The sequence below is a fragment of the Paenibacillus sp. JNUCC-31 genome, from assembly GCF_014844075.1.
Classification (GTDB): domain Bacteria; phylum Bacillota; class Bacilli; order Paenibacillales; family Paenibacillaceae; genus Paenibacillus.
Window position 1 is genome coordinate 4,522,193 of the sequence record NZ_CP062165.1, and the last position, 13,420, is coordinate 4,535,612.

The 13,420-nt window shown below is 47.0% G+C and carries 11 protein-coding genes; 7 read left to right on the forward strand and 4 right to left on the reverse strand.

The genetic code is table 11. The features are described 5' to 3' along the window. Positions 1 to 117: 117 nt before the first annotated feature. Positions 118 to 1,473 (forward strand): amino acid permease, encoded by a 1,356-nt coding sequence (locus JNUCC31_RS19665; RefSeq protein ID WP_228469116.1) that lies wholly within the window; start codon positions 118 to 120, stop codon positions 1,471 to 1,473. A gap of 100 nt (positions 1,474 to 1,573) precedes the next feature. On the opposite strand, the gene JNUCC31_RS19670 is transcribed toward JNUCC31_RS19665, so the two are convergent. Beyond that, positions 1,574 to 2,479: a LysR family transcriptional regulator gene (locus JNUCC31_RS19670; protein WP_192263591.1), complete on the reverse strand. Its 906-nt coding sequence runs from the start codon at positions 2,477 to 2,479 to the stop codon at positions 1,574 to 1,576. Positions 2,480 to 2,619: 140 nt separating this feature from the next. On the opposite strand from JNUCC31_RS19670, the gene JNUCC31_RS19675 reads away from it, so the two are divergent. After that, entirely contained in the window at positions 2,620 to 3,663 is a 1,044-nt protein-coding gene (locus tag JNUCC31_RS19675; RefSeq protein WP_192263593.1) for a 2,3-butanediol dehydrogenase, read from the forward strand. 148 nt (positions 3,664 to 3,811) lie between these two features. On the opposite strand, the gene JNUCC31_RS19680 is transcribed toward JNUCC31_RS19675, so the two are convergent. Together JNUCC31_RS19680 and JNUCC31_RS19685 are read right to left on the reverse strand one after the other, a co-directional pair. Beyond that, the gene (locus JNUCC31_RS19680) at positions 3,812 to 4,321 is read right to left on the reverse strand and encodes a GNAT family N-acetyltransferase (RefSeq protein ID WP_192263595.1); all 510 of its coding nucleotides are present in this window, start codon (positions 4,319 to 4,321) and stop codon (positions 3,812 to 3,814) included. A gap of 168 nt (positions 4,322 to 4,489) precedes the next feature. Beyond that, the gene (locus JNUCC31_RS19685) at positions 4,490 to 5,257 is read right to left on the reverse strand and encodes a helix-turn-helix transcriptional regulator (RefSeq protein ID WP_192263597.1); all 768 of its coding nucleotides are present in this window, start codon (positions 5,255 to 5,257) and stop codon (positions 4,490 to 4,492) included. A 199-nt stretch (positions 5,258 to 5,456) separates the two neighbouring features. Here JNUCC31_RS19685 and JNUCC31_RS19690 point away from each other — a divergent pair, with 199 nt between their 5' ends. From JNUCC31_RS19690 to JNUCC31_RS19710, 5 genes are all read left to right on the forward strand, one after another. After that, the gene (locus tag JNUCC31_RS19690) at positions 5,457 to 7,778 is read left to right on the forward strand and encodes a beta-L-arabinofuranosidase domain-containing protein (protein ID WP_192263599.1); all 2,322 of its coding nucleotides are present in this window, start codon (positions 5,457 to 5,459) and stop codon (positions 7,776 to 7,778) included. 82 nt (positions 7,779 to 7,860) lie between these two features. Beyond that, positions 7,861 to 8,319: a Uma2 family endonuclease gene (locus JNUCC31_RS19695; RefSeq protein ID WP_192263601.1), complete on the forward strand. Its 459-nt coding sequence runs from the start codon at positions 7,861 to 7,863 to the stop codon at positions 8,317 to 8,319. Between the two features lie 393 nt (positions 8,320 to 8,712). Then, positions 8,713 to 9,444: a hypothetical protein gene (locus JNUCC31_RS19700; protein WP_228469118.1), complete on the forward strand. Its 732-nt coding sequence runs from the start codon at positions 8,713 to 8,715 to the stop codon at positions 9,442 to 9,444. Positions 9,445 to 9,455: 11 nt separating this feature from the next. Next, positions 9,456 to 11,144, forward strand: coding sequence for a vWA domain-containing protein (locus JNUCC31_RS19705; protein WP_192263606.1), 1,689 nt, complete (start codon positions 9,456 to 9,458; stop codon positions 11,142 to 11,144). Between the two features lie 398 nt (positions 11,145 to 11,542). Continuing rightward, complete coding sequence (locus JNUCC31_RS19710) at positions 11,543 to 12,682, forward strand: toxic anion resistance protein (RefSeq protein WP_192263608.1); 1,140 nt, start codon at positions 11,543 to 11,545, stop codon at positions 12,680 to 12,682. Between the two features lie 94 nt (positions 12,683 to 12,776). Here JNUCC31_RS19710 and JNUCC31_RS19715 read toward each other — a convergent pair whose 3' ends face one another. Next, a complete protein-coding gene (locus JNUCC31_RS19715; RefSeq protein WP_192273168.1) occupies positions 12,777 to 13,358 on the reverse strand; it encodes a TetR/AcrR family transcriptional regulator in 582 nt (193 codons plus the stop codon). Positions 13,359 to 13,420 lie beyond the last annotated feature (62 nt).

A 13,420-nucleotide genomic window follows, 5' to 3' on the forward strand; every position in this document is an offset into this window, starting at 1 on the left:
TGAATTGGCCGTACGGAACTGCTGGGCTGAGGCATGCACAATAGGGTATACTGGACATTATGTTTATATAAACATGAAACAGGAATGCAGACGTTTTTTACATCAGGAGGATTGGAATTGGCTCAGACAGAAGGAACATTGCAGAAGAAACTTAAACCAAGACATATTAGCTTTATGGCTATGGGCGGTGTCATTGGAACCGGAATTTTCAAAGGAAGCGCCGAAACGATTGGACTCGCAGGTCCGGGAGTCATTGTAACGTACATTTTTGCTGGATTATTGTTACTGGTTGTCATGGCTGCGATGGCGGAGATGGCTACGGTTTACAAGAACAAAAATATGAAGGATTTTGTGCAGGAAGCATTCGGCAGCCGAGTCTCCTTTGTCATGGGATGGATGTATTGCTTCCTATGGTTATCGGTTTGTGTAATTGAGGTAATTGCCGCAGGCAGCTTTCTGCAGTATTGGTTCACGGAAGTGCCGCTGTGGATGCTTAGTCTGGCGTGCGCGGTGTTTATTATACTGATTAATCTGCTGAGTGTAGGTGTATTTGGGGAATTTGAATTTTGGCTGGCAGGCATTAAAATCGCCATGATTATTATTTTTATTATTCTTGGTGCTGGTCTGATCTTTGGAATTATTCCAAGTGACAATACACCGTATTTGCAAAACTACACGCAAGCTGGGGGCTTCCTCCCGAACGGTTGGTCATCAATTTTCTCGGCTCTGCTGGTTGTTATGTTCTCTTATGGAGGTTCGGAGTTGATTGGTTTGACACTGACCGAGACGGAAAATGCGGACAAGGTGATGCCCAAAATTGTGGGGAACTTCATGCTGAGAATCATTTTATTTTTCACGCTGCCGATTCTCATCATCTGTGGCCTCATTCCGTGGAATGAGTTGGGTCCAGAGAGCAGTCCCTTTGTACAGGTGCTGGCTTCCACGGGACTCCCAGGTGCAGCGCATATTATGAACTTTATTTTGGTGACAGCCGTTTTGTCTGCTGCAAATTCGGGCATTTACGGTGCATCCCGAATGATGCACTCCATGGCGGTAGGTGGTGAAGCGCCCAAGGCATTATCACAAACGAATCGTAACGGCAGCCCAGTTAACACACTACTGGTATGTGCCGTGGTCTTGCTCGGAGGTTCCATGTTGGGACTATTCGCACAGGATCAGCTCTTCCGCGTGTTGCTGGCGGTTCCGGGGTTCGTGGTGATGCTTGTGTGGATTTGTATTGCGTCTTCACAGCTGAAGCTGCGCAAGAAATACCCGCTAAAACCGACATTCAAAGTTTGGGGATTCCCTTACATCACTGGAGCAGTGGTGCTTTGTCTTAGTGTAATTGCAGTGATGTTTGTGTTTGATGAGGGCAATCGTTTCAGCATCAGCATCTGTTTATCTGTACTCGCGTTACTGGTTATCTGGTCCCTGATTCGATTCAGGAAGACGGATGGACGGGCAGGGAGTTAGTTTGTATCAAAATTTTATACAAATCTCTGGATCATAACGACATCTCGGCGCTCGCGCCGGGGTGTTTTTTATACCGAAATTGTACTTCAAGCTTCGGAATTCATAACTGGTCCAGCTCAATCGCCTGTCTGAAGCGTTGGGCAAAGCGCTCCGCGGCTATAGCAACCTCCTTGGATTCGGTCTGTACGAAGCCGATTTGCATTTTAGGTTGGTCTATCGAAGCGATCTCTACCATTTTTGCAATGCCTTCTTTCCATAGCGGATGTTGGTGGAAGGAGAAGTCATGACCAATGGTAGCGGCAATATTATTTCTTAGAACTGTGGTGATTGCTTCCGAGTTGTTCGTTTTGAAGAGGATGGACAGAGGGCCATAATCATACGTGAACTCCTGCAGGAAATCTTCGATGAATCCATCACGATACAAAGCCAGCTTATGTTCTTTTAATTGCTCGGGAGTGACTCGGCTAAGCTTGGCTAGTTCGGATTGGTGATGAGTGCATACGACCAATTTACCCGAATACATCGGACTGAAGTGCAGTCCATCGAATTCCCGCAATTGTTTGGCGTAGATGGCAATGAAGCCCAGGTGGGTCTTGTTGTTCCGGATATCCTCGATAATTTCCATGGAACCTTTCTCTTCAATGGCAATATTCAATTGGGGATGTTCGCGTTTCATATCTGCCGCCGTTTGCACAAGGTAAGGCATCACACTTGGAAAGGTGGCGACATGCAGTTCTCCGGTTAAAGAGGACGTCTCGGCATTCAGTGATTTCAATTCATCAATTCGCTGCAAAATATCGAGTGCCTTGGCAATAAATGGTTTTCCTTCAGGAGTGGGAAATGTCCCCTGCCGGGAGCGTTCGAACAGAATCATACCGAGCTCGTTTTCCAGGCGGTGGATCGACTGGCTGATTGCCGACTGAGTGACATGCAGGTGCTCCGAGGCAGCCGAGAATGATTGGGTTTTGGCAATTTCAACAACATATTCAAGCTGTTCCAGATTCATGGTTTCATCTCCGTTTTAGCATTAGTACAAGTAATATTAACATTAGTATCTATAAATATGAATAATACGTGAACAGCGATATAATGTATAGACAGAGTTGGAATTTAGATGGACTAGACAAACAAAGGGGGATGAATCGAATGAAAGCAGCAGTATGGTACGCCAAAAAAGATGTCCGGGTCGAAGAACGGGAAATACCGGTAGCCCAATCAGGACAAGTAAAAATCAAAGTCGAGTACGCAGGAATCTGTGGCAGTGACTTGCACGCTTACCATCATGGCGTAGGCATTCAGGAAGGGCAGAACCACCCGCTTTCAGGGCAGCAAGCGCCGCTGACACTTGGTCATGAGTTTGCAGGAACCGTTAGTGAACTGGGAAGTGATGTAAGCGGTATCAACATAGGCGATCGTGTTGTTATTGAACCGTTGTATCACTGTGGACAGTGTGAGTACTGTATCCAGGGGCGCTATAACCAATGTACCCAATTCGGATTTGTTGGGCTGAATGGCGACGGTGGCTTTGCTGAATACGTTGTAGTTGAGGCGTACATGGTGCATAAATTGCCGGACAACGTATCCTTCGAGGAGGGCGCACTGATTGAGCCTACGGCCGTAGCCTTTCATGCCGTTCGCCACAGCAAGCTGAAAGTGGGCCAGAAGGTTGCCGTGTATGGCGCGGGTCCAATTGGACTGCTGACGATTCTGTCAGCCAAAGCTGCAGGAGCTTCCGAAATCTATGCGGTAGACGTGTTTGAAGAACGCCTGAATCTGGCAGCCAAGCTGGGTGCCATTCCGGTGAATAGTGCCAAGGTCAATGCCACTGAAGTGATTATGCAGCAATCTGGCGGAATTGATATCGCATTTGAAGCGGCTGGTGTACAGCCAACCATGGATAGCGCCGTAGCCGTCATTAAAAAAGGTGGAGAAGTTGTTGTCATCGCAGCCATTCCGAATCCATTGCAGGTGAATTTCTTCGACCTGCTGGTGAAGGAAGCGAACCTGACTGCGACGCTAGCCTATCGTCATATCTTCCCTGAGGTCATCTCTTTGATTGCTGAGGGAGCACTTGATGTGAAACAGGTGATTACCAAGAAAATCAAGCTGGACGACATTGTACAGGAAGGGCTTGAACTGCTGATGAGCGATAAAAGCCATGCGAAAATTTTGGTGGAAATCGGCGGTTAATCATGTGGAAAATGATGCGAATAGCATTTGCTGCTCGATACCGATTTTTTAGCTCAGAATAACGCAAAAAGGGATGTCCATACGTCAGTTAACTGATGTTGGGACATCCCTTTTTCTGCTATCCATGGTTTATTACCATTTGCGAGAATTATGAATCATAACGGTAGCAGATCGCTTTGCCTCCACTACTTTCGGAACTGAATTCCGGGTCTTCTACAAAACCGAAACGTTCGTATAATCGGATCGCGTTCACCATCTGGCCACCCGTATATAAATACACCGTATTTTTGCCCATGTCTTTGGCAGATTCAACACATTGTTGAAGCAGTTCTCTGGCAATGCCGTGACCTCTCCACTTGGGATCAACGCCCAACAGTCGAATAAACGGATAATCAATAGGCAGCTCGAAGTTCGGGTAAGCCTTATGTGCGGTCTCAAACAATTGAACCGTTCCAACAATCTGATGTTCTATTTTGGCAATCCATAATTGCTTAATATAAGGATTGCTCGGCGATTCCCGAATATCCTTCAAATAATGTTCCCATTGTTCCTGTGTTTGGAAAGTGTCCCGGTACTCGGAGTAACTTTCAATGAGAATATGTACAATTTCTTCATGGTCAGCTTCTGTAGCGGGATGAATCGTTACTGCCGTTGTCATCTCAAGTTCTCCTTCTGTTCTTGGTTTGATAAGAGATATAGCTGACTTGAATTGTAACACACCTGATGGTGCTGGATTAATTCAAATTTTCTATATATGACTCATGAAATTCTATGAGTTGGTGCATTCGCACAAGCACATCCAAGGTTCGCGCCCGTACAAGATTCATTATAAGCGGTTGAGCTGTGTGGAATACAGATTATTGCGATATTCGGTGGGTGTATTGCCCTCGTATTGTTTGAACATACGCAGGAATAGTTTGTAATCGGAAAAACCGCATTGTCCCGCAATTTCTTTCACACTGGCATTGGTATTGAGCAGCATCTGCTTGGCCCGGTGAATCCGTTCCGTGAGGATATAGGTTTTGAGTCCGATGCCTTTCTCGCGTTTCACCATTTTGGAGATATAGTCCTTGTTAAAATTAAAGGTCTCCGCAATTTTGCCTACCGTAATCTCAGTATGAAGATGAATATCCACCCACTTGCAGATATGGTCAACGATTGCATTGTGTGGCCGATAACCAGCTTGAGTGTTGCGTTCCAGCTCTTTGAGCAGCAGTAACAATGCCGCATCTGCTTCTTCCGGTGAGAACGATGAACTGTGCAGCAGCTGCTTGAACAGCTGATTAGCCGTGGACGGAACCTGAATGGTCGCATGGGTGGGATACTGGTCGAACTCTCCCTCATTCGAATCATAATGAACCCAGTAAAAGCTGACGGGAGCATCGCTGACCTGATAGCCATAGTGGATGCGTCCAGCCCTCAGAAATAGCAGATCATTCGTACGCACCACGTACTGCTGTTCCTCCTCCGCAATGTACATCTCGCCTTCCAGCATCAAAATGACCTCGTGAACAGGCATGCTGCGCTTCATGTGGCTCCAGTTGCCTTCGGATATGAATTTGCCGCACAGGTAATGCTCCAGTGGTTTTGGCATAGGACGGATTTCTCCACCTTTTCTTGGATTATGAGTCTGATGTAGTTGTATTTTATTTGATAATATGAGGATATTCAAGGATTGGATTGAAAAAGAACGCAAGGAATATATGAACCGCAACACGGATTTTATCCTTATCCTTCGTACATCCATTAAAGTACATCTGAATATCGACTACATTTCGAGGAGGAGCGAGATAATGATTGAAACGAAAAAAGGTTTTTTGGGACCTGAGCATGTAGATCTGTTAAATGGCGTTTTCCAAACGTCACAAGAGGTTGGGGAACGTTATCTGTTAACACTGGACATTGATCGTTTTCTTGCGCCGTGTTTTGAAGCCCATGGATTACCTGCCAAAAAGGAACGGTACGCGGGTTGGGAAGCACGCACCATCAGCGGGCATTCTCTCGGACACTATCTGTCTGCCCTGGCTGTAACCTATCAGGCGACAGGGAATGAAACGCTAAAACAAACCCTGGATTATGCCGTCAGCGAGCTTGCATCCATTCAACAGACAACAGGCAGCGGGAACATCGGCGGATTGTCCGAAGAAGCTTTCCAGATGGCTTTTCGAGCAGAAAATATTGGTGGCTTCAACATCGGCGAGTACTGGGTACCTTGGTACAGTGTACACAAAATCTACCGCGGTCTGATTGACGCTTATAAATTAACGGGGAATCAGCAGGCACTTGAGGTGGTAACACGTTTTGCAGACTGGGCGGTAGAAGGCTTGCTGCCGATGACAGAAGAACAGGTACAGACGATGCTTCAAAGTGAGCACGGGGGCATGAATGAAGTATTTGCACATTTGTATGGGATTACGGGCAAAGCCTTATATCTTGAGATAGCTAACAAGTTCACCCATCAATTGATTCTCAGACCGCTCGAACACAAGCAGGACGATCTTCAGGGCAAACATGCCAATACGCAGATTCCGAAAGTCATCGGTGCAGCCGAAATTTACAATCAGGACCATACCCATGAGAGTTATCGGACAGCGGCGGAGTTTTTCTGGGATACCACGGTTCATCATCGTTCTTACGTGTTTGGTGCGACGAGTATTTCCGAGCATTATGAAGCCAAAGGTATGGAAAGTCTGGGCATCAAAACCGGAGAGAGCTGCTGTACCCACAACATGTTGCATTTGACGAAACAACTCTATACTTGGAACCACGACAGTGCCTATATGGATTATTATGAAAACGCTATCTACAATCATATTCTGGGCACACAGGACCCGGATACGGGGAACAAAACGTACTTTGCGTCAACGCTGCAAGGCCACTACAAAATCTATGGTACTCACGATACCGCCTGGTGGTGCTGCACAGGATCTGGCATGGAGAACCCGGGCAAATACGCCGAGGCGATCTATTTCGAGGATGAACAGGATCTGTACGTCAACCTGTATATCGCTTCACAGCTGGACTGGAGATCCCAAGGTCTATCGCTGAAGCTCGAAACCGACTTTCCTTATTCGGAAAAGGGTACCCTGACGATCACCGAAGGCAGCGCTTCGGCCAATCTTAGACTACGTGTGCCCTCATGGCTGCAAGAGCCAATGACGGCAACGGTCAACGGGGATACGGCGCATCCGTATACCCGGATGGAACCCGGATACCTCGACATCGACCGCAATTGGAACGCAGGCGATGTCATCACCATCACGCTGCCGATGTCGCTCCACCAATACACGTCCCGGGATGATGCGCACAAGGTGGCATTCCTGTACGGTCCGATTGTACTGGCAGGGGCTTTGGGAAGCGAAGGGCTGCCCGAGGATACCATCGTGGACGAAACAGCACTGAATCCCAAGACCGCACCTGTTCCTGTAATCTGGACAGAGCAGGAGGACGTGAGCGAATGGATCAAGGTGGTAGACGCAAGTGCGTTAACATTTGAGATCAGCAAGGATGTCACCTCGGATGGCAAACCGGTGAAGCTGATTCCGTTCTATGATGTACATCATGAGTTCTATACGGTATATTGGCCGTTCAACGATGAAGGGGATGCGCTGGAAAAGGAATTAAATGATATCACCATCGACAGGGTACAGCCTGACGGACAGCAGGATGAGATTGGACATCTTCTGGATAGCAATTGCCGTGCGGAACATCATAACGGTTCCTATACAGACGGCCGCAACAAGCTGCATATGTGGCGGGAAGCATTTGGTGTCAGCGGGGCCTATTTCAGCTACCAGCTGGCGGTGGATGGTTCCGTACCGAACGTTCTATGCGTGGCATACTGGGGCGGGGATCATTCTCCTTTTGAACGAAAGGGTACGAAGTATGAGAGAACATTTCATATCACTGTCGATGGAACGGTAGTCGGTGAACAGCGGATTCATATGAACAAGATTGGCGAAGTGTTCTACGTTACCTATGATATCCCTGGGAAGGTTACGTCAGGCAAAGATAGCGTTCGGGTTGCATTCCAGGCATTGGACGACAACGGCTGTGCCGGGAAAGTCGTGGAAGTACGTACAACGCGTAGCAAACCGGAGTCCATCTTTTCGTAAAAGAAGTATGGTATGAAAATGGGCAAACACAAAGGTATATTAAAAGCAAAATGCTCGTTAGGTAAAAGAGGAGGTAGGAAGTGTGGCCAAACCGGATAATAAAGGCATCTATACTTTTCAGGATTGGCTGACTTGGGAGGGTGCATGGGAATTAATTAACGGGAAAGCCTATGGCACGTCTCCAGCACCCACCTCATTACACTCGTTTATTGTGGGTGAGCTGCACTTCTCATTGCGTACTTTTTTTCAGAATCGAAAATGTTTTGTATTTGTTGCCCCCTTTGACGTGTATTTCAGCGAGAATGAACAGTATGACGTACCTGACCATGTTGTCCAACCGGATTTATCGGTGGTTCTGTATCAGAAATATGGTGTGAATGAATATGGGATTGTTGATCCTGGGAATCAGACCGTTCATGTGTACACATTGGAAGAAGGCAGTTACCAAAACCGTCATCTGTACACGGAGCAAGAAACGATTCAATCGGAGTTATATCCGGAACTGGAGATTCCGCTTCGGAATTTATTCAAGCTGAATTAGATTAAAAGAGATTTGCTCTAAGGAGCCAATAAGAAGAACAAAACATCATAATCACTCCGGCGCTGGCGTCGGGGTGTTTTTTTAAAATTTTTATCAAATAAGCCCTATATAAAAAATGACACGCACTCCGTATTACCACGTATTACCTGATAACATTTATTTTTCCGTCACCGTTTGTTCAAGGGCGCCAGGCTCTTTTTCCAAAGGTTACAAAATCGGTTCCACGTTGTCCCTCTAAAGATGAAATGGGATAAGCCCATGCCACGTATATTATGAATATCCATATTAATCCACCCGAATGCGACGACATCATGTACAATGAAATAAAGTTCCAATGGGGAATATCGACATAAAAGTCCAACACATAGCGCGAAAGGAGGTCTGATGATTTACATGATAAAGTACATAAAACTGCTGGGGCTGATCTTCGGCGTTGTCGTCATGGATGTGCTGCTGTTCTCGCCAGGATTCATCGGACTGGGGTTTAGTGGGGGAGCCTTTACGACAGCGCTCTCGGTGACATGTCTGTTCGGCAGTGTGCTTGCTCTCTTCTATGGAAGCTACACCTTGTTGTTCAGGCAGCCTGTAGTTCTGCCCGTGAAGCAGATCGAAACCCATGAAGATTATGTGGAAGCGTTATCCTTTTATCGACGCATTAAAGTGCTTGAGGAAGATATCACACTGGGGTTGTCCCAATTGAACCGCATGAAGAAAAAGAAAGAAACCCTCCTGAACGTGCTGAATCAGCGATTTGATCCGGGGGAACTGAGTTACAAGAAGTTTGCTTCGGTCACCCTCGAAGTGGAGAAGCTGTTATACCTCAACATCCGAAGTGTACTTAACCGGCTCAATGTGTTCGATGAAGTGGAGTACGCCAGCCTGATGAAGTCCAAATCCGCTACACTTCCCCAGAAGCTTTTTCAGGAAAAGACCAAAGTATATAACGACTATCTAAGCTATGTGAAGAACTCGCTCCATACCAATGAGGAAATTTTGTTAAAGCTTGACCAGCTGATGCTGGAAATCTCCAGGCTGGACAGCTTTGAAGCCGGAGACATTGAACAGATGCCTTGTATGCAGGAAATTGACCAATTAATCAAGCACACCAAATTATACAGACAGTGAGGGGTTGCCTTATGGCGAAGAAGGGGAAGTTTTTTTTCATATCGATCATGATGCTGTTGCTCGTGTTTGGCCTGGTATATGCAGGGATTACGCTGACATCGAACGTTGGTAAATCCAGTACACAGGTGACGACAGAGAATGCAGGCAAAGAATTAGGGAAGCTGTATGCGGACATTGCACCGGCAACGGCTGAACCGGTCAAAGGACAGATCGATCTCGATCCGGTCGATGTGGCAGAGTCTCTGCCGGATATCTCCAAATTCCCGATTACGGTCGAGAATACAACGAATGATTATGTAGAGATTTTCTCTTCGATTGAGAAGGCGGGAACCGGAGCCGATGGCTGGTTAACCGAAGTAACCGAGGAGTTCAACAAGGCTAACATTACCGTTGGTGGCAAACAGGTCTCAGTGAAATTACGCAATATCGCATCCGGTACGGCTGCTGATTATATCAAGTCTGGCAAATATGTGCCTGATGCATTTACCCCTTCGAATGAGTTATGGGGCGAGATGGTGGCCGCGAGCGGTGTAAAGACAGATCTCGTATCCAAAAGACTGGTGGGGAACGTTCCCGGTATTGTGATCTCCAAAGCCAAATATGATGCACTGGTCGACACGTACGGCTCGGTTAATGTAAAAACCGTGACCGAAGCGATAGCCAACAACGAACTTGCAATGGGGTATACCGATCCGTTTGCCAGTTCCACGGGGCTAAACTTTCTCGTGACTGCACTCAACACATATGATAGCTCTAATCCGCTCGGAAAGAAGGCCATTGAGGGTTTTGAGAAGTTCCAGGCCAATGTGCCGTTTACAGCATCAACCACCATTCAGATGCGTGAAGCAGCCAAGTCGGGGCGTCTGGACGCCTTTGTACTGGAATATCAGACTTACGTAAACACCGCAGATCTGAAAAGCGGATACGTCTTTACACCGTTTGGCGTAAGACATGATAGCCCGCTGTATGCACTGGGACAATTGCCACAGAACAAGCAGGAGATCATCAAGAAGTATGCGGAATTCGTAACCCAAGCGAAGTATCAACAATCGGCTGAAGAATTTGGATTCAACGGCTTGCAGGATTACAAGTCCGAGTTGGCCACAGTAGATGGCGATACGCTGCTGTCTGCGCAGAAAGTATGGAAAGAGAAAAAGAACGGCAGCAAACCGATCGCAGCCGTATTTGTCACCGACGTGTCTGGAAGCATGGACGGCGAACCGCTGAACCGACTCAAGGAATCCTTGCGCAAAGGTCAAAAGTTCCTGGGCACAGACAACAGTATCGGCCTCGTCTCTTACTCCAGCGGGGTGACTGTGAACCTGCCGATTGCGAAGTATGATACGAATCAGCAGTCCATGTTTGTCGGTACGGTGGATAGCCTGCAAGCGGGTGGCGGTACGGCAACCTTCGATGGCATCGTTGTAGCGATGAAGATGCTGGAAGATTATATGGCTGCCAATCCGAATGTGAAACCGCTAATCTTTGTCCTCAGTGATGGCGAGACCAACGAGGGTCATACCCTGAAGGATATCCGTGATCTGGTCGAGACGTACAAAGTACCGATCTACACGATTGGTTACAATGCGGACATTAAAGCTTTAGAGAGCATTTCCAGCATTAACGAAGCGGCGAGCATTAACGCGGATACTGACGACGTGGTGTACAAAATCGGTAACCTGTTCAACGTGCAGATGTAACACGGGGATTGCACTCGAAATGACCTGGAGCGTGTTTTCAAACCTTGTTATGAAAATCTGAACCGGGCCGAACGTGTCCGGGGCACTAACGAACATGAGACACGTTATTCAAGGGTTTGAAGCAGTTGCAGAAGACTAAAGGAACCTGAGACACGTTATATCGGGATTTAGTGCCGCATGTCGCATTTTTTGAGGGGGGTTAGGAAATAACGTGTCTGGTGTTCCTTACGATTGAAAAAGAGGGTCTGGAGTCCGAATAAGACGTCTCATGTTCCTTGGAAAAGGGCAAAGCATGGGTCGAGCGAGTGCGTGTGTGTTCTTGCCTGAGTTTGAAGGTACGCCTTGGTATATGGTTCATTATTTCATTTATACAGCACGTAATTGAAGGGGGAACTTGGATGTCGTTTTCGATGGAGATACCTAGCCAGAAGGAAATTCAGAAGGTGATTGAGGAAGAAGTAAAACCCGTACCTGCCGAGGTAGCGGAGCTGCAACAAGTGGCGAATGCCAACGTGGAGATGATCATGACACTGGATCTTGAATCGTTGGAGAAACGCAAAGAGATTCTGCAATCCATTGACGGCTTTGGCATGAACACGATGAGATCATCTTCCGAGAAAAACGCGTTGCTTCAAGTCTCCGTTGGACATCTGTCCAAGACGGGAGACGAGGGCGGTCAGGTCGCCAAAGGCTTAACCGAGCTGCATATGCAGCTGAAGGATCTCGACCCGAGCGTCGTCGATTTTGCCAAGACCGGATTCCTTGGCAAATTGTTCAATCCGCTGCGGGCCTACTTCCTGAAATACCAGAAGGCGGATGCGGTAATTGCCGACATCGTGACCTCGCTGGATAAAGGCAGATCAACCTTGAGAAACGACAACACCACACTGGAGATTGAACAGCAAAATCTGCGGGAACTTACGAAACGATTGCAGAAGGAAATTCAGCTTGGCGTGCTCATGGATGAGTCGATTGATGCGCAGATCGAAGCTGCCAAGGTGCGTAACGAGGACCCGGAGAAAGTCCGCTTTATTACGGAAGAAGTCTTGTTCCCGCTGCGTCAGCGGGTCATGGATTTGCAGCAGATGTTGGTCGTGAACCAACAGGGCATTATGGCGATTGAAGTCGTGATCCGTAACAATAAGGAGCTGATCCGAGGTGTGGATCGAGCCAAAAATGTAACGATCTCGGCATTGAAAATTGCCGTTACTGTAGCGAGTGCTTTGTATAATCAGAAGATTGTATTGCAGAAGATTGAACTGCTTAACCGGACAACCAACGACCTGATCGCAGGTACGTCCAAAATGCTGAAAGATCAGGGCATTGCCATCCAGAAGCAAGCTTATGAGGCCAGCATTTCCGTTGATACGATGAAGCAGGCGTTCACGGATGTGCTTTCCGCGCTCGACTCTATCAGTGTGTATAAGCAGGAGGCCTTGCCACGGATGCGGGAGACCATTAATCAGTTCCGTGAACTGGCGGATACCGGGGAGCAGCAGATTCAGCGGTTGGAGAAAGGGCAGAAGTTGGGGTTATAATTTTAATTTTCATAAATATACAAAGCGGCCGTTCCTTGTTAATCATTGGGGAACGGTCGCTTTTTGGCATACATGCATACTCGCATCATTGAACTCATTTTAGGGTAGACTGAACCACCATATCACCGGGTTTGAAATTAATGATTTTGAATAATTCTTCTGCCATATAAGCGGGGCTATGTTTGAATTCCTGCCGAATCCATTCAATAATCATGCCAAAGATCGCATGGGATTGATAACTTGCCAGCAGCTCGCGATTGATGTGGGACGGAAAGACTTCGTTTAGGTCCTGAAGGGCAAGGTCACGCAGAACATCGCAGATCATCTGCTGAAAATTGGACGATGCCTCCGATTTCACGACAAGGGTGTAGAATTGCGCATGCTGATGTACATGTTCGAAAATTTTGATTGCCGAAGAGGGCATATGACTTACTTCAAATATTTCTTTATCCAGATAAGGTTCACGATAGGAGAAGACCAGATCCTTAATGATGTCATCGATGATCTCATTGAACAGGTCTTCCTTGTATTGATAGTGTCTATAAAAGGTTCCCCGATTCAGATCCGCCAGCTGTACGATATCGGTAATGGATATTTCTTTGAATGACTGCTTTTGCATCAATTGGATGAGGGCATCCTTCAGTGCCGCTTTGGATTTCTTGATTCTTCGATCCATGGAACTCGGAAATTCGGTCATAGGCAGTACTCCTCGTAAATAGGTATTTTAAGATAAAGTAC